General features: G+C 72.9%; 28 protein-coding genes. 7 read left to right on the top strand and 21 right to left on the bottom strand.

Annotated features, from left to right (window positions below; all coding sequences use genetic code 11):
• Positions 1 to 42 precede the first annotated feature (42 nt).
• The 7 genes from trpM to hisI form a co-directional block, all read right to left on the bottom strand.
• Positions 43 to 249, bottom strand: a complete 207-nt coding sequence (trpM, locus tag ACZ4SF_RS25260) for a tryptophan biosynthesis modulator TrpM (protein ID WP_468388314.1) — start codon at positions 247 to 249, stop codon at positions 43 to 45.
• Positions 250 to 269: 20 nt separating this feature from the next.
• On the bottom strand, positions 270 to 1,079 hold the full coding sequence (trpC, locus tag ACZ4SF_RS25255; RefSeq protein WP_468388312.1) for an indole-3-glycerol phosphate synthase TrpC: 810 nt from the start codon (positions 1,077 to 1,079) through the stop codon (positions 270 to 272).
• A gap of 133 nt (positions 1,080 to 1,212) precedes the next feature.
• Complete coding sequence (locus tag ACZ4SF_RS25250; RefSeq protein WP_468388596.1) at positions 1,213 to 1,623, bottom strand: DUF2752 domain-containing protein; 411 nt, start codon at positions 1,621 to 1,623, stop codon at positions 1,213 to 1,215.
• A 167-nt stretch (positions 1,624 to 1,790) separates the two neighbouring features.
• Entirely contained in the window at positions 1,791 to 2,048 is a 258-nt protein-coding gene (locus ACZ4SF_RS25245) for an HGxxPAAW family protein (RefSeq protein ID WP_468388310.1), read from the bottom strand.
• Between the two features lie 183 nt (positions 2,049 to 2,231).
• Positions 2,232 to 2,870, bottom strand: a complete 639-nt coding sequence (locus ACZ4SF_RS25240) for a TIGR02234 family membrane protein (protein WP_468388308.1) — start codon at positions 2,868 to 2,870, stop codon at positions 2,232 to 2,234.
• A gap of 61 nt (positions 2,871 to 2,931) precedes the next feature.
• Entirely contained in the window at positions 2,932 to 4,410 is a 1,479-nt protein-coding gene (locus tag ACZ4SF_RS25235; RefSeq protein ID WP_468388306.1) for an anthranilate synthase component I, read from the bottom strand.
• 11 nt (positions 4,411 to 4,421) lie between these two features.
• Complete coding sequence (hisI, locus tag ACZ4SF_RS25230; RefSeq protein ID WP_468388304.1) at positions 4,422 to 4,823, bottom strand: phosphoribosyl-AMP cyclohydrolase; 402 nt, start codon at positions 4,821 to 4,823, stop codon at positions 4,422 to 4,424.
• 118 nt (positions 4,824 to 4,941) lie between these two features.
• On the opposite strand from hisI, the gene ACZ4SF_RS25225 reads away from it, so the two are divergent.
• The gene (locus ACZ4SF_RS25225; RefSeq protein ID WP_468388302.1) at positions 4,942 to 5,577 is read left to right on the top strand and encodes a TIGR03085 family metal-binding protein; all 636 of its coding nucleotides are present in this window, start codon (positions 4,942 to 4,944) and stop codon (positions 5,575 to 5,577) included.
• A 12-nt stretch (positions 5,578 to 5,589) separates the two neighbouring features.
• A complete protein-coding gene (locus tag ACZ4SF_RS25220) occupies positions 5,590 to 5,988 on the top strand; it encodes a VOC family protein (RefSeq protein WP_468388300.1) in 399 nt (132 codons plus the stop codon).
• A gap of 3 nt (positions 5,989 to 5,991) precedes the next feature.
• On the opposite strand, the gene ACZ4SF_RS25215 is transcribed toward ACZ4SF_RS25220, so the two are convergent.
• From ACZ4SF_RS25215 to hisD, 10 genes are all read right to left on the bottom strand, one after another.
• Positions 5,992 to 7,344, bottom strand: coding sequence for an MFS transporter (locus ACZ4SF_RS25215; RefSeq protein WP_468388298.1), 1,353 nt, complete (start codon positions 7,342 to 7,344; stop codon positions 5,992 to 5,994).
• Between the two features lie 23 nt (positions 7,345 to 7,367).
• Entirely contained in the window at positions 7,368 to 7,955 is a 588-nt protein-coding gene (locus ACZ4SF_RS25210) for an ArsR/SmtB family transcription factor (protein WP_468388296.1), read from the bottom strand.
• A 190-nt stretch (positions 7,956 to 8,145) separates the two neighbouring features.
• A complete protein-coding gene (gene hisF / locus ACZ4SF_RS25205) occupies positions 8,146 to 8,901 on the bottom strand; it encodes an imidazole glycerol phosphate synthase subunit HisF (RefSeq protein WP_468388294.1) in 756 nt (251 codons plus the stop codon).
• Entirely contained in the window at positions 8,898 to 9,293 is a 396-nt protein-coding gene (locus ACZ4SF_RS25200; protein WP_468388292.1) for a RidA family protein, read from the bottom strand. The genes hisF and ACZ4SF_RS25200 overlap by 4 nt, the downstream gene beginning before the upstream one ends.
• Entirely contained in the window at positions 9,290 to 10,015 is a 726-nt protein-coding gene (gene priA, locus ACZ4SF_RS25195; protein ID WP_468388290.1) for a bifunctional 1-(5-phosphoribosyl)-5-((5-phosphoribosylamino)methylideneamino)imidazole-4-carboxamide isomerase/phosphoribosylanthranilate isomerase PriA, read from the bottom strand. Before priA ends, ACZ4SF_RS25200 begins: the two co-directional genes overlap by 4 nt.
• A gap of 3 nt (positions 10,016 to 10,018) precedes the next feature.
• A complete protein-coding gene (gene hisH, locus ACZ4SF_RS25190; RefSeq protein ID WP_468388288.1) occupies positions 10,019 to 10,663 on the bottom strand; it encodes an imidazole glycerol phosphate synthase subunit HisH in 645 nt (214 codons plus the stop codon).
• Complete coding sequence (locus ACZ4SF_RS25185; RefSeq protein WP_258780527.1) at positions 10,660 to 10,824, bottom strand: hypothetical protein; 165 nt, start codon at positions 10,822 to 10,824, stop codon at positions 10,660 to 10,662. Before ACZ4SF_RS25185 ends, hisH begins: the two co-directional genes overlap by 4 nt.
• A 3-nt stretch (positions 10,825 to 10,827) precedes the next feature.
• Positions 10,828 to 11,421: an imidazoleglycerol-phosphate dehydratase HisB gene (hisB, locus tag ACZ4SF_RS25180; protein ID WP_031166423.1), complete on the bottom strand. Its 594-nt coding sequence runs from the start codon at positions 11,419 to 11,421 to the stop codon at positions 10,828 to 10,830.
• A complete protein-coding gene (locus ACZ4SF_RS25175; RefSeq protein ID WP_468388286.1) occupies positions 11,418 to 12,524 on the bottom strand; it encodes a histidinol-phosphate transaminase in 1,107 nt (368 codons plus the stop codon). The genes hisB and ACZ4SF_RS25175 overlap by 4 nt, the downstream gene beginning before the upstream one ends.
• Positions 12,521 to 13,846: a histidinol dehydrogenase gene (gene hisD / locus ACZ4SF_RS25170; protein ID WP_468388284.1), complete on the bottom strand. Its 1,326-nt coding sequence runs from the start codon at positions 13,844 to 13,846 to the stop codon at positions 12,521 to 12,523. Before hisD ends, ACZ4SF_RS25175 begins: the two co-directional genes overlap by 4 nt.
• A 189-nt stretch (positions 13,847 to 14,035) precedes the next feature.
• Between hisD and ACZ4SF_RS25165 the strand changes: the two genes are divergently transcribed.
• The 4 genes from ACZ4SF_RS25165 to ybaK all read left to right on the top strand — a co-directional run bounded on the left by ACZ4SF_RS25165 (position 14,036) and on the right by ybaK (position 18,067).
• Complete coding sequence (locus ACZ4SF_RS25165) at positions 14,036 to 15,613, top strand: oxidoreductase (protein ID WP_468388282.1); 1,578 nt, start codon at positions 14,036 to 14,038, stop codon at positions 15,611 to 15,613.
• A gap of 122 nt (positions 15,614 to 15,735) precedes the next feature.
• A complete protein-coding gene (locus tag ACZ4SF_RS25160) occupies positions 15,736 to 16,797 on the top strand; it encodes a hypothetical protein (protein ID WP_468388280.1) in 1,062 nt (353 codons plus the stop codon).
• A gap of 11 nt (positions 16,798 to 16,808) precedes the next feature.
• Complete coding sequence (locus tag ACZ4SF_RS25155) at positions 16,809 to 17,549, top strand: LON peptidase substrate-binding domain-containing protein (protein WP_468388278.1); 741 nt, start codon at positions 16,809 to 16,811, stop codon at positions 17,547 to 17,549.
• A gap of 14 nt (positions 17,550 to 17,563) precedes the next feature.
• Positions 17,564 to 18,067 (top strand): Cys-tRNA(Pro) deacylase, encoded by a 504-nt coding sequence (gene ybaK / locus ACZ4SF_RS25150; RefSeq protein ID WP_468388276.1) that lies wholly within the window; start codon positions 17,564 to 17,566, stop codon positions 18,065 to 18,067.
• Positions 18,068 to 18,218: 151 nt separating this feature from the next.
• Here ybaK and ACZ4SF_RS25145 read toward each other — a convergent pair whose 3' ends face one another.
• The 4 genes from ACZ4SF_RS25145 to ACZ4SF_RS25130 all read right to left on the bottom strand — a co-directional run bounded on the left by ACZ4SF_RS25145 (position 18,219) and on the right by ACZ4SF_RS25130 (position 22,071).
• The gene (locus ACZ4SF_RS25145; RefSeq protein WP_468388274.1) at positions 18,219 to 18,857 is read right to left on the bottom strand and encodes an AAA family ATPase; all 639 of its coding nucleotides are present in this window, start codon (positions 18,855 to 18,857) and stop codon (positions 18,219 to 18,221) included.
• Between the two features lie 34 nt (positions 18,858 to 18,891).
• Positions 18,892 to 19,713 carry an ABC transporter permease gene (locus tag ACZ4SF_RS25140; protein ID WP_468388272.1) on the bottom strand — a complete coding sequence of 274 codons (822 nt, stop codon included), beginning with the start codon at positions 19,711 to 19,713 and terminating at the stop codon, positions 18,892 to 18,894.
• A gap of 64 nt (positions 19,714 to 19,777) precedes the next feature.
• Positions 19,778 to 20,791 (bottom strand): ABC transporter ATP-binding protein, encoded by a 1,014-nt coding sequence (locus ACZ4SF_RS25135; protein WP_468388270.1) that lies wholly within the window; start codon positions 20,789 to 20,791, stop codon positions 19,778 to 19,780.
• A gap of 59 nt (positions 20,792 to 20,850) precedes the next feature.
• Positions 20,851 to 22,071, bottom strand: a complete 1,221-nt coding sequence (locus ACZ4SF_RS25130) for an NYN domain-containing protein (RefSeq protein WP_468388268.1) — start codon at positions 22,069 to 22,071, stop codon at positions 20,851 to 20,853.
• Positions 22,072 to 22,296: 225 nt separating this feature from the next.
• Here ACZ4SF_RS25130 and ACZ4SF_RS25125 point away from each other — a divergent pair, with 225 nt between their 5' ends.
• A complete protein-coding gene (locus tag ACZ4SF_RS25125; protein ID WP_468388266.1) occupies positions 22,297 to 22,467 on the top strand; it encodes a hypothetical protein in 171 nt (56 codons plus the stop codon).
• The last annotated feature ends 89 nt before the right edge of the window (positions 22,468 to 22,556 follow it).

Genomic DNA, 22,556 nt, shown 5'->3' with positions numbered 1-22,556 from the left:
GGGATCCGTCCGTCTACTGCGGACGTCGGTGGTTGCTCGCGCTCACGCGGCGAGCTGCATGTACGGACACTGCCCCGCGCCCCTGACGGGGCGCTGCCATCGACGTCCGTTCACCTGTCCGGGTTCGTCGCCGATGACGTACCGCACGCGGCGGCCGTGGACGCGCCGCGCCGGGGCGCGGCAGCCCCTGGGGCGGCAGCCGCGCGCCAGGCGCGCGTGCCGGTCCACGGTCGTCTCGGTGAGAGTCATCGGCACCAAGCCTAGCCGGGTCAGCCGCGTCCGTGACGCAGCGCCGGGTGCTCGCCCGCCGCCACCAGGTCGGCCACGGCCGCCTTCGGATCCCGGCCGGTCACCAGGGACTCGCCGACCAGCACCGCGTCGGCGCCGGCGTTGGCGTAGGCGATCAGGTCGTGGGGGCCGCGGACGCCGGACTCGGCGACCTTGACGAGGCTGTCCGGGATCTCCGGGGCCACCCGCTCGAAGGTGCCGCGGTCGACCTCGAGCGTCTTCAGGTTGCGCGCGTTGACACCGATGATCTTGGCGCCCGCGTCCACCGCGCGCTCGACCTCGTCCTCGTCGTGCACCTCGACGAGGGGGGTCAGGCCGATGGACACCGCGCGCTCGATCAGCGACTCCAGGGCCGACTGGTCCAGGGCGGCCACGATCAGCAGCGCGAGGTCGGCGCCGTAGGCCCGGGCCTCCCACAGCTGGTACGAGGTGACGATGAAGTCCTTGCGCAGCACCGGGATGTCCACGCGGGCGCGGACGGCCTCCAGGTCCGCGAGCGAGCCGCCGAAGCGGCGCTGTTCGGTGAGGACGGAGATGACAGCCGCGCCGCCCGCCTCGTAGTCCGCGGCCAGCCCGGCCGGGTCGGCGATCGCCGCCAGCGCGCCCTTGGAGGGGCTGGAGCGCTTGACCTCACAGATCACCTTGACGCCGTCGCCCTTGAGCGCGGCCACCCCGTCCTTGGCGGCCGGGGCCTTGGCCGCACGCTCCTTGAGCTCGTCGAGGCTGACGCGTGCCTGCCGCTCTGCGAGGTCGGCACGGACTCCGTCGATGATCTCGTCGAGCACACTCACGCGAGCGGCCCCCTTCCGGACGGTGGTTCCTTCAGGTTCTGAAAACCTCTGGTCACTGCGATGGTATCCGCAGGAGAGCCGAGGCCTCGCATCCGGCGGAGCGCGGTCCCACTACCTGGACATTCGTATTCGATCAAGGACGGAGCCAGCCACCGAACGGCAGGTTCCGGACCACCGTGAACACCAGGAGCAGGGCACCCGCGCCCCACAGCCGGGCCGGTGTGACGCCGGTCCGCAGCGGCCGGCCTCGGACCGCGCGGACCACCCAGACGCTCCACAGCACGGCGAAGCCGACGTAGGCGGCGACGGCCGGCGCGTTGTCGCGCAGGGCGGCGAGCAGGTCGCCGTGGACGAAGGCGTGCGCGCTGCGCAGTCCGCCGCAACCGGGGCAGTACAGGCCGGTGAGCCGGTACAGGGGGCAGGCCGGGTAGTGGCCGGGCTCGTGCGGGTCGACCGTGCCGACGTACGCGAAGGCCCCGGCGGCGGCCGCGCACGCCGCTGCCGGGAGGGCCAGCCGGCGCCGGACAGGCGCGCGGGGCGGCACCGGCTGCGGGAGAACCCGCCGGGCCTGGGGCGGGACCGCGGGGCTGTCGGCTTTCACGCGGGCATTCTGCCCCGCCGTCCGCCGCCCCGCCCGCCCGCCGCCACGCACGCGAGGGGCGGCCCGTCCCCTCTGCGGGTGACGGGCCGCCCCTCGCGGGACACCTGGGCTCAGCTCTCGGCGCCGGCCGGCTCGCGGGTCGCGGCGGGGGCGGCGTACGGGAGCGCGCGGGCCGGCTTCGGCTGGCCGAGGCCCATGGCGCGCATGACGACGCCGACCACGCCGCCGAGCACCACGATCACCATGCCGGCCCAGAAGCCGAGCGGCTGGGCCATCACCATGAAGGCGCCCGAGACGCAGAAACCGATGAAGGCGATGATGACACCGGTCCAGGCGGCCGGGGTGTGACCGTGGCTGCTGCCCGCCATGACTTGCTCCTCGTTGCTTGTACGTGTCGATAGGACGCGTCGTACGTCGTGTCCCGTACGGTTCCGAGCCCGCCCGTCACTGTCCCGAGCCGGACGCTCGTCAGTCCATTGTCCCGTACGGGGGCGTGTGCCGGACGCGGGGGTGGCGTCTGTTTCACCACATCCGGGGGCGTGCGGCTCGGGTCAGGCGCCGGTGGGGTCCTCGCCCCGGTCCAGGGCCTTCCAGATCTCCTCGGGCCGCTCCGGGTCGGCCGGCCGGGCCGTGCGCCGCGGGCGGGCGGTGCCGCGTTCGTAGCGCCCGGACATGGCGGGCCACAGGCTGCCGTAGCGCAGGGCGAGCAGGCCGGCGATCAGGATCAGCAGGCCGCCGGCGGCCGCGACGTAGGGCCAGCCGGTGTGGCTGAGCGCGTCGATCGTGGCGGAGGTGTCGCCGCTCGCCTGGGCGGCCTTCTCGTCCAGGGCCGAGCTGTCGGAGGCGGTGCCGAGGGCCGCGGCGACGATCCCGGCGCCGGACAGCGCGAGCAGCCCGGAGACGACGAGACGGCCGGCCCTGCGGACGGCGAAGACGGCGACGAGCGCGGCGAGACCCACTATGGCGAGGGCCGCGGGGACGCCCGTGACGTCGCTGCCCTTGGCGGTCAGCGGGAACGCGCCGCCGGCCACCGTCGCGGTGCCCTCCGCCCAGCGCTGGCGGCTCGCGAGCAGCGCCACGGCCGCGCCGAGCGCACCGCACAGAAGGGCCACGGCGAGGCTCCGCCGGCCGGACCGGGCGGGTGCGGCGGCTTCGGAAGAGGGGTGAGGTGCAGCAGTCACGTAGTCCACTATCGCCTGAACCCCGGGCGAACCGTCACCCGGGGCCTCGGTGAGAAGCGCGACAAGGGCCCTACTGCCCCAGGCGGTTCGCCGTGTGCACCGCCCGCAGCACCGCCGCCGCCTTGTTGCGGCACTCCTGGTCCTCGGCGACCGGGTCGGAGTCGGCGACGATGCCGGCGCCCGCCTGGACGTAGGCCGTGCCGTCGCGGAGCAGGGCCGTGCGGATGGCGATCGCGGTGTCGGAGTCGCCGGCGAAGTCCAGGTAGCCGACGCAGCCGCCGTACAGGCCGCGCCGGGACGGCTCCAGTTCGTCGATGATCTGCATGGCCCTGGGCTTGGGGGCGCCCGACAGGGTGCCCGCCGGGAAGCACGCGGTGAGCACGTCGAAGGCGGTGCGGCCGCGGGCCACCTTGCCGGTGACGGTCGAGACGATGTGCATCACGTGCGAGTAGCGCTCGATGGACATGAAGTCGACCACCTCGACCGAGCCGGGCTCGCAGACCCGGCCCAGGTCGTTGCGGCCGAGGTCGACCAGCATCAGGTGCTCGGCGCGCTCCTTGGGGTCGGCGAGCAGTTCGTCGGCGAGGGCCTGGTCCTCCTGCGGGGTGGCGCCGCGGTGCCGGGTGCCGGCGATGGGGTGGACCATCGCGCGCCCGTCCTCCACCTTGACCAGCGCCTCCGGGGAGGAGCCGACGACGTCGAACCCCTCGAAGCGGAAGAGGTACATGTACGGCGAGGGGTTGGTGGCCCGCAGGACCCGGTAGACGTCCAGGGCGCTCGCCGTGCACGGGGTCTCGAAGCGCTGGGAGGGCACCACCTGGAAGGCCTCGCCCGCGCGGATGCGCTCCTTGACGTCCTCGACGGCCCGCTGGAAGTCGGGGCCGCCCCACAGGGCGGTGTACTCGGGCAGCTCGGAGGGCGGCAGGTGGGCCGGGGGCTGGGCGACCGGGCGGGAGAGGTCCGCCTCCATGGCGTCCAGCCGGGCCACGGCGTCCGCGTACGCCTCGTCCACGCCGGTGTCGAGGTCGTTGTGGTTGATCGCGTTGGCGATCAGCAGGACCGAGCCCTCCCAGTGGTCCATCACCGCGAGGTCGCTGGTCAGCAGCATGGTCAGCTCGGGCAGCCGGAGGTCGTCGCGCTCGCCGGGGCCGATCTTCTCCAGGCGGCGGACGATGTCGTAGCCCAGGTAGCCGACCATGCCGCCGGTGAAGGGCGGCAGGCCCTCCTGGTGCGGGGTGTGCAGCGTCTGGATGGTGGCGCGCAGGGCGTGCAGGGGGTCGCCGTCCGTGGGGACGCCGACGGGCGGGGTGCCGAGCCAGTGGGCCTGCCCGTCCCGCGCGGTGAGCGTGGCGGCGCTGCGGACGCCGACGAACGAGTACCGGGACCAGGACCGGCCGTTCTCCGCGGACTCCAGCAGGAAGGTGCCCTGGCGCTCGGCGGCGAGCTTGCGGTAGAGCGCTACCGGGGTGTCGCCGTCGGCGAGGAGCTTGCGCGTGACCGGGATGACGCGCCGGTCGGTTGCCAGCTTGCGGAAGGTCTCGAGGTCCATGCCCGCTGACCTTACTGATCGGAGCCGGTCGGACCGGAATCGGCGTCCTTGACCAGCACGTCCTCGTCGAAGCAGGTGCGCGCGCCGGTGTGGCAGGCGGCGCCCACCTGGTCGACCTTGACCAGCACGGTGTCGGCGTCGCAGTCCAGCGCGACGGACTTCACCCACTGGAAGTGGCCCGAGGTGTCGCCCTTGACCCAGTACTCCTGGCGGCTGCGTGACCAGTAGGTGCAGCGGCCCGTGGTCAGGGTCCGGTGCAGCGCCTCGTCGTCCATCCAGCCGAGCATGAGCACCTCGCCGGTGTCGTACTGCTGGGCGATGGCGGGCAGGAGGCCGTCGGCGCTGCGCTTCAGGCGCGCGGCGATCTCCGGGTCGAGGCTGCTGGGCCGGGGCGTACCGGTCGAACGGGTCATGGGTGCCATTGTGCCGCGCGGGACCGGCGGTGACCGTCCGTGTCCACGGGCCGGACCGTCGGGGCTGTTCGGCGGATGCCCGCTGGGCGGACCCCGCGACGGGCCGTAGGCTGGCTGCATGTCGACCTTCGCCAAGCGTGAACGGCTGCTGTTCGCCGACCTCTTGGAAACCGTGGGTCCGGACGCCGAGACCCTCTGCGAGGGCTGGCGGACCCGGGACCTGGCCGCGCATGTGATCGTGCGCGAGCGCCGCCCGGACGCGGCAGGGGGAGCGCTGATCAAGCAGCTCGCGCCGCGCCTCGAGAAAGTGATGGCCGAGTACACCGCGAAGCCGTACGAGGAACTGGTCCAGCTGATCCGTACCGGCCCGCCGCGTTTCTCGCCGTTCCAGCTCAAGCAGGTGGACGAGGCGGCCAACATCATCGAGTTCTACGTCCACACGGAGGACGTCCGCCGCGCCCAGCCGGACTGGAGCCGGCGTGAGCTGGACCCGGTCTTCGAGGACGCGCTGTGGTCCCGGCTGGAGCGCGCCGCGCGGCTGATGGGCCGGGGTGTGCCGACGGGTCTGGTGCTGCGCCGCCCGAACGGCCAGACGGTGGTGGCGCACCGCGGCACTCCGGTGGTCACGGTGACGGGCGAGCCGTCGGAGCTGCTGCTGTTCGCGTACGGCCGGCAGAGCGCGGCCAAGGTCGAGCTGGAGGGCGACGCGGACGCGATCGACAAACTGCACGAGTCCAAGCGGCTGGGCATCTGAAAGGTCCGTCCCGTGATCAAGGTCGCGATGACCAGCGTGTACGTGGACGACGTGGCGAAGGCCCACGCCTTCTACACGGAGGTCCTGGGCTTCGAGACGCGCCTGCACATGGACCTCGGCGGCGGCACGCTCTTCGTCACGGTCGGGGCGGCCGACGGGGCCCAGCCCGATCTCCAGTTGCTGCTGGAGCCGGGCGAGGGTCCGATCGCGGAGCCGTACCGCAGGGCGCTGCACGAGGCGGGGCTGCCATGCATCGTGTTCTCGGTGGACGACATCCGGGCCGAGCACGAGCGGCTGACCGGCCTCGGGGTCCGGTTCACCCATCCCCCGCAGGAGCAGGGGCCGATGCTGGCGGCGGTGTTCGACGACACGGTGGGCAACCTGGTGCAGTTGGTGCAGCCGGTGGCGTGAGGGTCAGCGGGGCAGTTCGGCGCGGCGCAGGCCCGGCACGAGGAGGGCGACCGCCCCGCCGAGGGCGCAGACGGCCGCGCTGGCCACGAAGACCGGCCCGAGGCCCCAGACGCCGATCGCGGCCGCCGCGAACGGCATGCTCAGCGGGGCGAGGCCGAGGCTGACCAGGCTGGCGACGGCGCTGACCCGGCCGAGGTAGGCGGGGTCGGACTGGGTCTGCAGCAGGGCCCCGCACAGGGCGCCGCTGAGGCCGGCGAGCAGGCCGACGAGCAGGGCCACGGCGACGGCTGCGGCGAGCGCGGGCACGAAGGCGAGGGCGCCGATGGCCACGGAACCCGCGACGCACGCGCACCCGGTGACCAGCCCCGCGCGGGGCATCCGGCCGCGCACGGTCAGCAGCAGTGAGGCGGCGCCCGCGCCGACGCCGAACCCGGCGAGCACCCAGCCGATCCCGGAGGCGCCCCAGCCGCGCTGGTCGGCGAGCAAGGTGAGGCCCACGTTCAGGGGGCCGACGAAGCCGAGGTCGCCGAGGGCGATGGCCAGCATCAGCGGGGCGAGGACCCGGTGGTGGCGGATGTGGCGCAGGCCGGCTTTCAGATCGGCCCAGGCGGTGGAGCGGGAGGCTTCCCCGGGATCCGCGGTCAGGTCCCCGCCGGGGGCGTCCCCGTGGTCCGCGGTCAGGTCCCCGCCGGGGGCGTCCCCGGAAAGGTCCCCGCGCGGGGTGTCGGCACGGTCCGCGGGCAGGTCCTTGACGCGTACGGAGATCAGCAGGGGCACGGAGACGGCGATGAGCAGGCCGGCGAGGGCGAAGGCCGTGGGTGCTCCGCCGACCGCCACGCCGAGGCCGCCGAGCGGGGCGCCGGCCACGTTCGCGAACCGGATGGCGAGCCCGCGCATGCCCTGGACGCGGGCGAGCTGGCCCTTGCCGGTGATGCGCGCCGGGAGGGCGCCCACGGCGGGCATGAACACGGCGTCGACGGTGCCGAAGACCAGCGCCAGCAGGGCGAGCGGCCACAGCCCGGGGCTGGTGAGGAACAGCAGCGCGGCCACGGCGAGGACGGCGGCGCACCGTACGGCGTCGCTGCCGATGACGACCCGGCGCGGCCCGAAGCGGTCGGCGATCACTCCTCCGCCGAGCAGCAGCACGGCTCTCGGCAGCGCGCTGGCCGACATCACCAGGCCGGCCTGGGCGGGGGTCCCGGTCTGGACGGCGGCCCAGGACAGGGCGAGGTAGTAGACGTTGTCGCCCAGCATCGAGGAGGTGTAGGCGCCGAGCCAGCGCAGGACGTTGGAGTCGCGGTGGGCGGGGCGGTCGTCGGTGGCCGGCGCGGCCGGGGGTACGGCGGTGACGGTCATGGAGGGGGCCTCTCGGACTCGGGTCAGACGCGGAAGGGGAAGCCGTACATGTAGAGCGCGACGTGTTCGCGCTCCTCGGTGGCGCCGGCGGCTTCGGCGGCCCGGCCCTGCTCGTCGTACCGGCGCAGGAGCGCCACCAGCTCCTCCTTCAGCGCGGTGAGTTCCGCCGGGGTCAGCCGCATCCAGGACTCGTTGTCGATCGACGCGGTGTTCCACGCGGGGCTCCACGTGGGGCGTTCGTCCAGGTAGCGGCGGTAGTGGCCGGTGCGCTGGTCGTGGAAGAGGCGGGTGGCCGCCAGGTGGGCCGCGGCCTTGCCGGGCTCCCCGCGGAAGTCCTCGTCCCGGATGCTCACGCCGTCCGAGGCGGGCTGCCACCACCGCTCCCGGGCGTCCCCGGTCTGCGGTTCCGCCTCTTCGATCAGCCCGTGCTCGGCGAGCTTGCGCAGGTGGTAGCTGACCAGGGACACGGCCTCGTCCACGTGCTCGGCCAGCTGGGACGCCGTGGCGACGCGCTCGACGCACAGCAGCCGGTACAGGTTCGCGCGCAACGGATGCGCCAGGGCCTTCAGCGTGCCCACGTCCGTGATCCTGCGGTTCTCTTCGCTCGCCATACCCTCACGGTAGATACGAAAGGAAAGTTGCGCAATATATTTTGCGCAACTTTCCTTTCGCATCCTCCCAGCCATCCGCCTCCGCATCCGCATCCGCATCCGCATCCGGCCCGACACCTGGCAGCTCATGCGGACATGGCAAGGCCCCGGCCACCTCCAAGGCGACCGGGGCCGAAAGCTCGGCGCAGCGTCACCGCACCGGGTGTCCCGCCTCCCGCAGCGTCTGCTTGACCTCGCCGATCCTCAGGTCGCCGAAGTGGAACACCGACGCGGCCAGCACCGCGTCCGCGCCCGCCCCGACGGCCGGCGGGAAGTGGGCGAGCTTGCCGGCGCCGCCGGACGCGATCACCGGGACGGTCACGTGCTTGCGGACCGCCGCGATCATCTCCAGGTCGTAGCCGTCCTTCGTGCCGTCCGCGTCCATGGAGTTCAGCAGGATCTCCCCCGCGCCCAGCTCGGCGGCCCGGTGGGCCCACTCCACGGCGTCGATGCCGGTGCCGCGCCGGCCGCCGTGGGTGGTCACCTCGAACGAACCCGACTCGGTGCGGCGGGCGTCCACCGACAGCACCAGCACCTGCCGGCCGAACCGCTCGGCGATCTCGCGGATCAGGTCGGGGCGGGCGATCGCGGCGGTGTTCACGCCCACCTTGTCGGCGCCCGCCCGCAGCAGCTTGTCCACGTCCTCGGCGGTGCGCACGCCGCCGCCGACCGTCAGCGGGATGAACACCTGCTCGGCGGTGCGGCGCACGACGTCGTAGGTCGTCTCCCGGTTGCCGGAGGAGGCGGTGATGTCCAGGAACGTCAGTTCGTCGGCGCCCTCGGCGTCGTACACCTTGGCCATCTCGACGGGGTCGCCCGCGTCGCGCAGGTTCTGGAAGTTGACGCCCTTGACGACCCGGCCGTTGTCCACGTCCAGGCAGGGGATCACTCGTACGGCCAGGGTCATGCGGAAACTCCTCGGAACGCCTCCACCTCGACCTCGACGACCAGGCTGGGGTCCACGAAACCGGAGACGATGATCATGGATGCGGCAGGCCGGACGGTGTCGAACAGCTCCTTGTGGGCACGGCCGACCTCGTCGACGTCCCGGGCGTGCGTGATGTACATGCGCGTCCGTACGACGTCGTCGCGGCCGAGACCCAGCTGCTCCAGTGCGGCCAGCGCGACGTTGAAGGAATTGACCGCCTGCTCGTAGGGGCCGCCCCCGGCGATCTGCCCGTCCACGATGGACGTGCAGCCCGAGACCAGCACCAGACCGTTGGGCAGCTCCACCGCACGGGAGTAGCCGAACTGCTCCTCCCAGGGCGCACCCGTCGACACGCGTCGCACGTCGCTCACCTGGCCACCGCCTCCAAGGCCTCTTCCAGCGTGAACGCCTTCGCGTACAGGGCCTTCCCGACGATGGAGCCCTCGACACCGAGGGGCACCAGCTCGGCGATGGCCCGGAGGTCGTCCAGCGACGACACGCCGCCGGAGGCCACGACCGGGCGGTCCGTGGCGGCGCAGACGTTCTTCAGCAGCTCCAGGTTCGGGCCCTGGAGCGTGCCGTCCTTGGCGATGTCGGTGACGACGTAGCGGGCGCAGCCCTCCTTGTTCAGGCGCTCCAGCGTCTCGTACAGGTCGCCGCCGTCACGGGTCCAGCCGCGGCCGCGCAGGGTGGTGCCGCGCACGTCCAGGCCGACCGCGATCTTGTCGCCGTGCTCGGCGATGACCTTGGCGACCCACTCCGGGGTCTCCAGGGCGGCCGTGCCGAGGTTCACGCGCGTGCAGCCGGTGGCGAGGGCGGCCGCCAGGGAGGCGTCGTCGCGGATGCCGCCGGACAGCTCCACCTTGATGTCCATCGCCTTCGCGACCTCGGCGATCAGCTCCCGGTTGTCGCCCGTGCCGAACGCGGCGTCCAGGTCCACCAGGTGCAGCCACTCGGCGCCCGAGCGCTGCCAGGCGAGGGCGGCCTCCAGCGGGGAGCCGTAGGACGTCTCGGTCCCGGACTCGCCGTGCACGAGGCGGACGGCCTGGCCGTCGCGGACGTCGACGGCGGGGAGGAGTTCGAGCTTGGCCATGGTCTACAGGCTTCCGATCCAGTTGGTGAGGAGCTGGGCGCCGGCGTCGCCGGACTTCTCGGGGTGGAACTGGGTGGCCCACAGGGCGCCGTTCTCCACGGCGGCCACGAACGGCTTGCCGTGCGTCGCCCAGGTGACCTTGGGGGCCTCGATCAGCGGGTTGTGGGTCTGCAGGGACCAGTCGTGGACGGCGTAGGAGTGCACGAAGTAGAAGCGCGCGTCGCTGTCCAGGCCCGCGAACAGCTGCGAGCCGGCCGGGGCGTCGACGGTGTTCCAGCCCATGTGGGGCACGACGTCGGCCTGGAGCGGCTCGACCGTGCCGGGCCACTCGTCCAGGCCCTCGGCCTCCACACCGTGCTCGATGCCGCGCGCGAACAGGATCTGCATGCCCACGCAGATGCCCATGACCGGGCGGCCGCCGGACAGCCGGCGGTCCACCACCCAGTCACCGCGGGCCGCGCGCAGGCCCTGCATACAGGCCGCGAAGGCGCCGACACCCGGCACCAGCAGCCCGTCGGCGTTCATCGCCTTGTCGAAGTCGCGCGTGATCTCGACCTCGGCACCCGCGCGCGCGAGGGCACGCTCGGCGGAACGGACGTTGCCGAATCCGTAGTCGAAGACGACGACCTTCTTCGCCGCAGCGCTCAATTCCACACCTCCAGCCGCATGACGCCCGCCACCAGGCACAGGCCCGCACCGATCGAGAGCAGCACGATCAGGCTGGCGGGCATCTTCTGCTTGGCGAAGGAGATGATGCCGCCGACCAGGAAGAGGCCGACGACGATCAGGAGGGTCGACAGACCGGTCATGGGTTACAGCGCACCCTTCGTGGAGGGGAGGATGCCGGCCGCGCGCGGGTCGCGCTCGGAGGCGTAACGCAGCGCCCGGGCCAGCGCCTTGAACTGGCACTCCACGATGTGGTGCGCGTTGCGCCCGTACGGCACGTGCACGTGCAGCGCGATCTGCGCCTGGGCGACGAAGGACTCCAGGATGTGCCGGGTCATCGTCGTGTCGTACTCGCCGATCATCGGCGCCATGTTCTCGGGCTCGGTGTGCACGAGGTAGGGGCGGCCGGACAGGTCGACGGTGACCTGGGCGAGGGACTCGTCCAGCGGGACCGTGCAGTTGCCGAAGCGGTAGATGCCCACCTTGTCGCCGAGCGCCTGCTTGAAGGCGGCGCCGAGCGCGAGGGCGGTGTCCTCGATGGTGTGGTGGGAGTCGATGTGCAGGTCGCCGTCGGTCTTCACGGTCAGGTCGAACAGACCGTGCCGGCCGAGCTGGTCGAGCATGTGGTCGTAGAAGCCGACGCCGGTGGCGATGTCGGTCCGGCCCGTGCCGTCTAGGTCTATCTCGACGAGGACCGAGGTCTCCTTGGTGGTGCGCTCCACGCGTCCAACGCGGTTCATGAACTCTGCTCCTTCTTCACATCACGGACCGCGTCGAGGAACGCGTCGTTCTCCTCCGGTGTGCCGGCGGACACCCGCAGCCATCCCGGCACGCCGTTGTCCCGGACCAGGACACCCCGGTCCAGGATCCGCTGCCAGGCCTCGTGGGCGTCGTCGAACCGGCCGAACTGCACGAAGTTGGCGTCGGACTCCGTGACCTCGTATCCGATCGCGCGCAGCTCGGCGACCAGTCGGTCCCGCTCCGCCTTCAGCTGCTCGACGTAACCGAGCAGCGTGTCGGTGTGCTCCAGCGCGGCCAGGGCGGTCGCCTGGGTGATCGCCGACAGGTGGTACGGCAGCCGGACGAGCTGGACGGCGTCCACGACCGCCGGGTCGGCGGCGAGGTAGCCGAGGCGCAGACCGGCCGCGCCGAACGCCTTCGACATCGTGCGGGAGATCACCAGGTGCGGCCGGCCCGCGAGCAGCGGCAGCAGCGACTCGCCGTGACTGAACTCGACGTACGCCTCGTCCACGATCACCATCGACGGCTTGGCCGCCTGGGCCGCCTCGTACAGCGCGAGGACCGTCTCCGACGGGACCGCGTTGCCGGTCGGATTGTTGGGGGTGGTGATGAAGACGACGTCCGGCTCGTGCCCGGCGATTGCCCGCTCGGCGGCGGCGAGGTCGATCGTGAAGTCCGCGCCGCGCGGGCCGGAGATCCAGCCGGTGCCGGTGCCGCGCGCGATGAGGGCGTGCATCGAGTACGACGGCTCGAAGCCGAGGGCCGTGCGGCCCGGGCCGCCGAAGGTCTGCAGCAGCTGCTGGATGACCTCGTTGGAGCCGTTGGCGGCCCACACGTTCTCGGTGCCGAGCGGGTACTTGCCGGTCTTCGTCAGGTACGCGGCCAGCTCGGTGCGCAGCTGGACCGCGTCCCGGTCGGGATAGCGGTTCAGGTCACGGGCGGCCTCCCGTACCCGCTCCGCGATCCGCTCGACCAGCGGCTCGGGCAGCGGGTAGGGGTTCTCGTTCGTGTTCAGCCGTACGGGGACGTCCAGCTGGGGCGCGCCGTAGGGGGACTTGCCGCGCAGCTCGTCCCGTACGGGGAGATCGTCGATGCGGGTCACTTGCTCGTCGGTACCTTCCAGCCGAACCTCGCCTTGACCGCCGCGCCGTGCGCGGGCAGGTCCTCCGCCTCCGCCAGCGTCACCACGTGGTGCGCGACCTCGGCCAGCGCGTCCTTCGTGTAGTCCACGATGTGGATGCCGCGCAGGAAGGACTGGACGGACAGGCCGGAGGAGTGGCAGGCGCAGCCACCGGTGGGCAGGACGTGGTTGGACCCCGCCGCGTAGTCGCCGAGCGAGACGGGGGCCCAGGGGCCGATGAAGATCGCACCGGCGTTCTTCACCCGGTCGCCGACGGCGGCGGCGTCGGCGGTCTGGATCTCCAGGTGCTCGGCGCCGTACGCGTCGACCACCTTCAGGCCCTCCTCGATGCCGTCCACGAGGACGATCGCGGACTGCGGGCCCTTCAGCGCGGGCACGATCCGGTCCTCGATGTGCTTGGTGGCCGCGACCTGCGGCTGAAGCTCCTGCTCCACCGCGTCCGCCAGCTCGACGGAGTCGGTGACCAGGACGGCCGCCGCGAGCGGGTCGTGCTCGGCCTGGCTGATCAGGTCCGAAGCGACGTGCACCGGGTCGGCGGTGGAGTCCGCGAGGATCGCGATCTCCGTGGGGCCGGCCTCGGCGTCGATGCCGATCTTGCCGGTGAAGTAGCGCTTGGCGGCGGCGACCCAGATGTTGCCGGGGCCGGTGACCATGTTGGCGGGCGGGCAGGACTCGGTGCCGTACGCGAACATAGCGACGGCGGTGGCGCCGCCGGCCGCGTACACCTCGTCCACGCCGAGCAGGGCACAGGCGGCGAGGATCGTCGGGTGCGGCAGCCCGCCGGAGTCGGCCTGCGCCGGCGAGGCGAGCGCGACGGACTCGACCCCGGCCTCCTGTGCCGGCACGACGTTCATGATCACGGACGAGGGGTAGACCGAACGGCCGCCGGGCGCGTACAGACCGACGCGCTGGACCGGCACCCACTTCTCGGTCACCGAGCCGCCGGGCACCACCTGCGTCGTGTGCGTCGTCCGGCGCTGTGCGCGGTGGACCAGGCGGGCGCGGCGGATGGACTCCTCCAGGGCGGCGCGCACGGCCGGGTCGAGGGCCGCCAGGGCGTCGGTGAGCGCCTGGGCCGGCACGCGGACGGATTCCAGCCGTACTCCGTCGAACTTCTCGGCGAAGTCGATCAGCGCCGCGTCGCCACGATGATGCACGGCTTCGCAGATCGGACGCACCTTCTCCAGGGCGGCCGAGACGTCGAAGTCGGCTCGGGGCAGCAGGTCGCGCAGGGCGGGGCCCTCGGGGAGGGCGTCGCCGCGCAGATCGATTCGGGAAATCACAGTCCCAATTCTCTCAGACCGGTGTCCGCAGCTGTTCGCGCGTATCAATGGCTGATACAGGATGTGGGCCAATACCTGGTACATAGGCTGGCCGGAACCCGGAAGATCACCTTCACGTGTGGTGTTCCCGGGGTCACGCAGCGGGCATGAACGGCTGTACGAAAACGACTGAACCGGGAGAGGAGTGCGGTGACCGAGGGGGCCGGCATCCGCGCCGGGGACCTGCCGGACGACCTGACCGCGGCCGAGGCGGGCATGTGGCAGGCCTTCCGCAACGGCAGCCTGTACGACCTGAGCAGCGGCGACGCCGCGGTGGACGATCCGCACGGCGGTCATCCCTGGGGTGCCGGGCGGACCGTGCGGGCGCGCATCGTCTGCTGGCTGCTGCTGGACGGCCCGCCAGCGCTCGCGGGGCGGGTGCCCGCGCTGAAGCTCGTCGGTGTGCGCGTCACCGGCGCGCTGGACCTGGCGGGCGGCCAGGTCACCCCGTACGTGGAGCTGCGCGGCTGCCGCTTCGACGAGGAGATCCGGCTGCCGGAGGCCGGGTTCACGACCGTGCGCCTGGTGGACTGCTCGGCGCCGCGTCTGGAGGCGGCCCGAGTGCACACCGAGGGTGATCTGCACCTGCCCCGCTGCCGCTTCCCGGGCGGGGTCCGGCTGACCGACGCGCACATCGGCACCGATCTGCTGCTCAACCAGGCCATCGTGGGCCGGGACCGCAGCGGCCGGTCGATCGCGGGGGACGGGATGACCGTCGGGCAGGACCTGCAGGCGGAGATGCTGGAGTCGCACGGCGAGCTGAGCCTGCGCGGCGCCAAGGTCGGCGTCTCGCTCAGCCTGCGCGGCGCCAGGCTCGTCAATCCGTACGCCCGGCTCGCCCTGAACGCGCCCCAGCTGACCGTCGAGCGCACGCTGTACCTGACCCCGGCCGGCGTCGGCAGCCCGCTGCTGAGCGGCACGACACCCGCGCGCGGGACGCGCATCCAGCGGTTCGAGTGCCAGGGGGGAGTACGGCTGGACGACGGGCGGTTCGGGGACGCCGTCGACCTGGAGCGGGCCCGGTTCGTCCTCACCGACGACCAGGAGCTGTCGCTGCGCCGGGTGCAGACGCCCGAGCTGCGCTTCCTCGGGGACAAGCCGCAGCGCGGCAAGGTGGTGCTGTCCGGGGCGCGGATCGTGACCCTGGTGGACCGGGCGAGCAGCTGGCCGGAACCGGGCAGCCTGCACATGGGCGGCTTCGCCTACGAGAGCCTGGTGCCGCAGGGCCCCTTCCCGCTGACGCGGCGCCTGGACTGGGTGGCGGCGGCCACCGCCGAGTACGCCCCGGAGCCGTACGAGCGGCTGGCCGCGGTGCTGCGTGCCGCCGGTGAGGACGAGGACGCGCGCGAGGTGCTGCTCGCCAAGCAGCGCCGGCGGCGCGAGACCCTGCCGCCGGCCGGGAAGATGTGGGGGTTCGTGCAGGACTGGACGGTGGCTTACGGCTACCGGCCGGGCCGGGCCGCGGTGTGGATGGCGGTGCTGTGGGCGGCCGGGACGCTGGCGTTCGCGCACGCCGACCATCCGCCGGTGAACTCCGGCGGGCATCCGGCCTGGAGCCCGGCGCTGTTCACGCTGGACCTGCTGCTGCCGGTGATCGATCTGGGCCAGGCCGGCCAGTGGCAGCTGCGCGGCGGCTGGCAGTGGCTGGCGGCCGCGATGATCCTGCTCGGCTGGATCCTGGCGACCACCGTCGCGGCGGGCGCGACCCGCCTGCTGCGCCGCAGCTGATCCAGCACATAGAGTCACTTAAAGGTTGAACAGTCACCTTTTACCAGTCCTTGACCGTTTGCCGTACAACCTTCCGCGACTTCCGCGGGCCCTCTGGCGCGGTCCCGACCAGCGGTCTTTCAATGGTCGACACCATGGCTCTGCTGCCCTCGTTCATCCGCCCCACCCGGATGACCAAACGCTCTGCATCCCCGGCGTCCCCGGCCGGCCGGCCGCCGGCCGGGGACGAGGCCGTGCTCGACGCGCCCGACGACCGGCTCTCGCCCGCGCTGGTCGCGGCCGGACAGGGCGAGCACACCGCCGCGGCCGGCCTGCTGGCCGCCACCCGCACCGCGGCCGAGTGGGAGAACCGGGACCGGTACGCGCGGCGCCTGGCCGCCTTCGCCCGCTCGCGCCCCGAGTGGTTCGAGGCCTGGCGCACGGCCGTCCCCGATGACCCCGACGCGCTGCTCGTCGGGGCCCAGCTGGCGGTGGACCACGCCTGGCCCTCACCGGCCCGCGCCGAGCTGCTGCGGGAGGTCAGCCCGCACATCACCGCCGCCGCCCGCGCCGACGACCGCGATCCCGTGCCCTGGCGGATCGCGCTGGACCACGCGCGCGGGTCCAGGGCCGGACACCGCTACTTCGGCGAACTGTGGGAGGCGGCCGTCCGGCGTGCCCCGCACCACTACGGCTGCCACGTGGCCGCCCTGCGCTACATCGCCTCCTCCTGGCACGGCTCGCACCACGCGTGCTTCGACTTCGCCGACACCGCCGCCCAGGACGCCCCCGCCGACTCGCTCGTACAGGCCCTGCCCGCCCGGGCGGCCTTCGGCTACCTGACCGACGGCTGCGGGCCCGAGGTGCCGCGCGCCCGGCTGGACGCGGCGGCCGACCGCGCCATCGCCCTGTCCGCGCGGTTCCCGGCGGCCGACCCCTGGCCCGCCGAGGTCCGCAACAAGCTGCTGTACGTCCTGCTGCGGCTGGACCGCCGGGACGACGCCCGCGCCCAGCTGCGCATGATCGGCCCGTACGCCACGTCCTTCCCCTGGGAACGGTTCTCGGACGACCCGCTCGGCCACTTCCTGCGCCTGAGCGAGCACCTGCTGACAGCGGGCCCGCGGCCCGTTCCGGCCGGGCTGATACCGGCACCGCCGGTCCCGTTCCGTGAGCACGGCGGACACGTCCGCGCCGGTGACCACTAGGCTGGGGCGCCGTGACCACCGTCCGTCTCCCGCTCTTTCCACTGAACTCGGTGCTGTACCCGGGGCTCGTGCTGCCGCTCAACGTCTTCGAGGAGCGTTATCGCGCCATGATGCGCGACATGCTGAAGACCCCCGAGGACGAGCCGCGCCGCTTCGCCGTCGTGGCCATCCGCGACGGCCACGAGGTCGCGCCGAGCGCCCCCGGCATGCCGGATCCCACGGCCCGGCCCGAACGCGGCCCGGCCGCCGGCTTCGGCCCCGACCCGGCCCGGTCCTTCCACGGCGTGGGCTGTGTGGCGGACGCGGCGACCATCCGGGAACGGGCCGACGGCACCTTCGAGGTGCTGGCGACGGGCACGACCCGCGTCCGCCTGCTCTCCGTGGACGCCTCGGGCCCGTTCCTGACTGCGGAGCTGGAAGAGCTGCCGGAGGAGCCCGGCGACGAGGCCGGCGCGCTGGCCGAGGGCGTGCTGCGCTCCTTCCGCCAGTACCAGAAACGCCTCGCGGGCGCCCGGGAGCGCTCCCTGTCCACGGGGACGGAGTTGCCGGACGACCCGAGCGTGGTGTCGTACCTGGTGGCGGCGGCGATGGTGCTGGACACCCCGACGAAGCAGCGACTGCTCCAGGCCCCGGACACCGCCTCCCGGCTCCGGGACGAGCTGAAACTCCTTCGCGCCGAGACCGCCATCATCCGTAGCCTGCCGTCGTTGCCCGCGTTCGAGCTGACGCGGACGCCGACCAGTCAGAACTGAGGAAACCGCTCCTGATGGCGAAGAAGCCGAAGAAGCAGCAGCAGTCCGGGGGAACGCCCGCGACGGTGGCGCTGACCACGGCGGGCGTGGACTTCACGGTCCACGCCTACGACCACGACCCGTCCCACCCGTCCTACGGCGAGGAGGCGGCCGAGGCGATGGGCGTCTCCCCCGACCGCGTCTTCAAGACCCTGGTGGCCGACGTGGACGGCTCCCTCGTGGTCGGCGTGGTCCCAGTGGCCGGCTCCCTGGACCTGAAGGCGCTCGCGGCGGCGGTGGGCGGCAAGCGCGCCGCCATGGCCGACCCGGCCCTCGCCGAACGCACCACGGGCTACGTCCGCGGCGGCATCTCCCCGCTGGGCCAGCGCAAGAAGCTCCGCACGGTCATCGACGACTCCGCGGACTCCCACGAGACGATCTGCGTCTCGGCGGGCCGCCGGGGTCTGGAGGTCGAACTGTCCCCGACGGACCTGGCCCGCCTCACGACCGCGGTACTGGCCCCGATCGGCAAGGGCTGACGGGGACCGGTCCCTTCCAACGGGGCGACCAAGGCCGTCCTTCTCGTGCACCTGCCGGCGGACCGAGACGGGTCGGCGGGTGGCAAAGGTGACCGGGCCGGCCTTTTCGAGCACCTGTCGGCCGGCCGAGACGGGTCGGCGGGTGGGAAAACTACTGCTGGGGATACAGCGGCTCGGGATCCCGGGGACCGAACGCCGCCGTGAGCCCGAGATGCACCAGCAACCCGGCGAGCGGCCAGGCCAGCAGCGCGCCCTTCGCCGACAGCTTCAGCGGCGCCGAGAACGTCACTCCCTTGCCCACGGCCTGCGCGTGCGCGAGCACGTCGGACTCCGGCCCGAGCCACACCCCGAGCCGCCACGCCAGCAAGGACCCGAGCAGCCCGCCTACGCCCAGTGCGACGACCAGCGGCACACCGCCCCGCCGCCGCAGCAGGAACACGGCCACCGTCCCGACCAGCCCGAAGGCCAGCCCCAGCAGGGCGAACGTGCCGTCCACCCCGGCCGCCTGCTCCCCCTCGGTGTCCTTGAAATACACGACCCAGCTCTTGTCGACCTCGTCACCGACCAGCGGCACGTGCGGCGCCAGCCACCACCACAGCAGCCCCAGCAGCGCCCCGCTGAGCGCCACCACCACCGTGATCACGGCGGCCTCCCGCACTTCCGTCTTCATCCCGGGGCCGTCCTGTTCGTACATGCCCGAACCCGGCCTCCCGGCGGGCGGCGGAGCCTCCCAGACCTGGTGCGGGGAGTGGTCGTGCGGTGGCGTCGGCGGCGTCAGCGGTGCGGTCACCTGATTATCGTGCCAGGTCGCGCTGTGTGCCGCGTCACCGGACGGCGGCCCTGCGGTACGCCCAGGCCGCCACCGCCAGCGAGATGACTCCGACACCCGCGCACACCCCCAGGTCAGCAAGTACGACGGCCCAGTCCGGGTGTGCCCCGAAGGTACGCGCGTACGCCTCCACGCCGTAGGTGGAGGGCAGCAGATCCCGGGCCAGCCGCACGATCCCCGGCATCCGGTCGGCCGGCAGCACGCCCAGGAGCAGCGCCGCCGACATGCCCAGCTGCCCGAGCAGCGTGGCCAGCTCGGGCCGGGGCGCGAGCAGCCCGCACGCGGCACCGAGCCCGGCGAGCGCGGCCCCGGCGAGCGGGATGACGGCCACCAGGATCCACAGGTTGGACAGCGGCAGCCCGAACAGCACGCAGCCGAAGACGGCGGTCACCAGCGTCCCCGGCACGGTGAACGAGGCGTACGCCGCCGCCGCGCCGAGCACCACCGCGGCCGGCGGCACCGGCAGGGTGGCGTAGTGGTCGAGCCCGCCGCTGGCCCGCAGCTGCCCGAAGTACTGCGAGAGCAGGTTCAGCGCGACATAGGCGACGACGAGCACCGAGGAGCCCGCCACCACGGACTGGGCCTCGCTGCCGCTGTCGACGACGCCCCGCATCATCACGGTGATGCCGACCGACTGGAAGGTGGCCACGAACAGCAGCGGGATCCGGGCCACCCGGGCCCGGGACAGCTGCGCCCGGTAGACCGCCACCAGCGACGGCCACAGCCGCGCGGGCGGCCCCAGCTCGGCCGCGCCGGGCGCCGTCTCCGGAACGGCCCGGGCACCGCCCGGCAGAACCTCGGCGGGTACGACACTCACGACGAGCTGCTCCTCTTCCCTACGGCAGTCGCGCACATCCATACGCGTACGGCGGCCCGCGCGCTCACGCCTTCACCAGCCCCTGCCGGGCCGCGCCGCCCAGCGCCAGGTAGACGTCCTCCAGGCTGGGCGTGGCGAGCGTGAAGTCGTCCAGGGCAGCGAAGGCGGCCCCACCGGTCACCGTGGCGACGACGGCACGGGCCTCCTCGGGCGCGAGCCGGAGGGTCCAGCGCCGGCCGGACTCCACGGCCCGCTCGCGCAGCACGGCGACCTCGGGCACGTCCAGGGGCGCCCGCTCCCGCCACACCAGCTCGACCCGCACCTCGCCGGCGACCTGGGCCTTGAGACCGGCGGGGGTGTCACAGGCGATGACCCGGCCCTGGTCGAGCACGGCGACCCGGTCGAGCACGGTCTCCGCCTCGATGACGTTGTGGGTGACCAGCACCACGGTCGTGCCGCGCTCGGCCCGCCGCCGGTCGACGGCCGCCCACACGGCACGCCGGGCCACCGGGTCCATGCCGGTGGTCGGCTCGTCCAGCACGAGCAGCGGCCGCTCCCCGACGAGGGCGGCGGCGAAACAGGCGAGCCGCCGCTGCCCGCCGGACAGCTTCTTCAGCGCCCGTCCGGCGATCTGGGTCAGTCCCAGCTCCTCCAGTACGGCATCCCGCTCCGCCCGCGCCCGCCGTACGTCCAGGCCGCGCAGCCGCCCGGTGGTCTCGGCGGCGAGCGACACGGTCAGTTCGTCCAGGGCGGAGGACTCCTGACCGAGGTAGGCGAGGATCCGCGCGGCCCGCTCGGGGTGCTTCACGATGTCGTGGCCGAGGATCTCGACGCTGCCCGTGTCCGGCCGCAGCAGGCCGGTGAGCTGCCGTACGAGGGTGGACTTGCCGGCGCCGTTCGGCCCGAGCAGCCCGAAGACCTCCCCGCGCCGCACCTCCAGCCCGACCCCGTCGGTGGCCCGTACCTCGGGCGTCCCGGGCGCGCCCCGCCGGCCCTTCACGGCCGGATAGGTCTTGCTGAGCCCGCGCACGCATACGACCTCGTCATACCGAAGTGCCTGTCCCGCGCGCGTACTCACAAGGGACGAGACTACGGGGTCTCGGGGCCTTGCTCGCCTTCGGGGGCGGCTACCCGCGTTCAGTCGGCGGCGGGCACGTGCTGTTCGCCGGCGGCCGGAACGTCGATCTCACGCCAGAACCCCGCCCGAATGGCGTAACGGTCGTGTTCGTCGATCTGGTCGTCCTTGTGGGCCAGCAGCCCGAACCGGGCCGCGTACCGCAGCAGCTCCCCGTCGATGCGGTGCGGGATGCGCGGGTACAGCTGAGCGAGCTTGTGCAGATGGAGCTGGTCGCCGAGCCGGGAGATCCAGCGGCGGGCGAAGACCTGGCCCACCTCGTACGGGTCGCCGCCGACGGTGGTGATGTCCTCCTCGCGGTCGGCCCACCGCTGCTCGGCCGTGGTGAGCTGGGCCAGCGTCGGCATGGAAGCGACGTCGGGCGGCTCGGCGACCCCGCCCGGCCGGTCGACCCAGCCCTTGTCCGAGGACCAGCGCAGGGTCGCGGTCGCCGGGTGCTGCACGGGCTGGGCGCCGGGCGCGCGCAGTGCGGCGAGGTCCTTGGGGGTGGGGACGCCCTTGGGTGCGGGGACCCGCTCCGGCGCGCCGGCCTCGGCCGCCGCGGCCGGCGGGTGCGCGGGCTGTTCGGCGGGCCGCTCGGCCGTGCCGGCGAGCGCGGATTCGGGCAGCGGCGCGGAGAGGATCGCGGCGATCTCGGGACGGGGTGCGGGCGGCGGGGCACAGATGCCGGTCAGCTCCTTGGCGCGGACGGCCTGGGTGATCCAGGCGCGGTCCAGCACGCGCCGCTCGTCGGCCTCGGCGACCAGGTCCTCGGACTGGTTGTAGTCGCCGTCGGCGGCCTGCACGGCCCACAGGTGCACGGCGACGCCGTGCTCCTTGGCGGCCATCATGCCGGGCAGCAGGTCACCGTCGCCGGTGACGAGGACGACGTCGGAGCAGGCGCGGTTGCGGGCCAGCTCGGTCAGCTCGGCGTGCATGGCAGCGTCGACGCCCTTCTGGGCCCAGCGTCCGTCGCTGCGGGTCAGGGCGCCCAGCCGGACGGTGACCCGGGGCATCACGCGCAGCCGGCGATGCTCCGGCTGGGGGACCCGGTCGGGGGCGCCGTCGAACCAGTAGATGCGCAGCAGCGGGCGCTCGGTGTCGGACTCGGCGCGTTCGCGCAGCGCCTGGATCAGTGCGGCATGGTCGACGGTGATCCGGGATCGCGAGGGCTCACCGGCGAGGAGGCTGGCGGCGGCACCCAGCAGATACCCGGCGTCCACCAGGACGATGCAGCGGTCCACGCGACTCACCCTCTTCCCGGGAGGCTTTGTTTCGGACTTCCTTCGAGTCTGCCCGACCGCGCGGGGGTTAACGGCCCGAACTCGATCTTCGGCGTGGCGTTTGCGGTTCCCGTCCGCCCAGCTGCCCAGTCACAGACGGTAATTATCCGACATGCGCTTGATGTCAGCGTATGTGAATCTGGTCCCGGCCCTGGCCCCTAGATCCCCCACAGGAGGCACATCACCATGGCCAAGAACAAGAACCGTAAGCAGGCCGGCCCGCAGAACCGCGCTCAGCAGACCGAGCACGCACAGCGTCCTTCGGCCGAGGAGCACGAGTCGCCGATGGCGCACACCCCGGGCAGCCCGTCGGATGTTGCTCGTGGCAAGAAGCAGAAGAGCTTCGGCCACAACTAAAGGGCAGTTGAAGCCCGGACACATGGAAGGGGCGCACCCGTCATGGGTGCGCCCCTTCTCGCTGTTTCGTTCTCGCTGTTTCGTTCTCG

The sequence above is a fragment of the Streptomyces sp. NPDC027663 genome (assembly GCF_055566415.1).
Note: the sequence above shows the minus strand (reverse complement) of the source record. Positions and strands in the feature narration are given on the sequence as shown.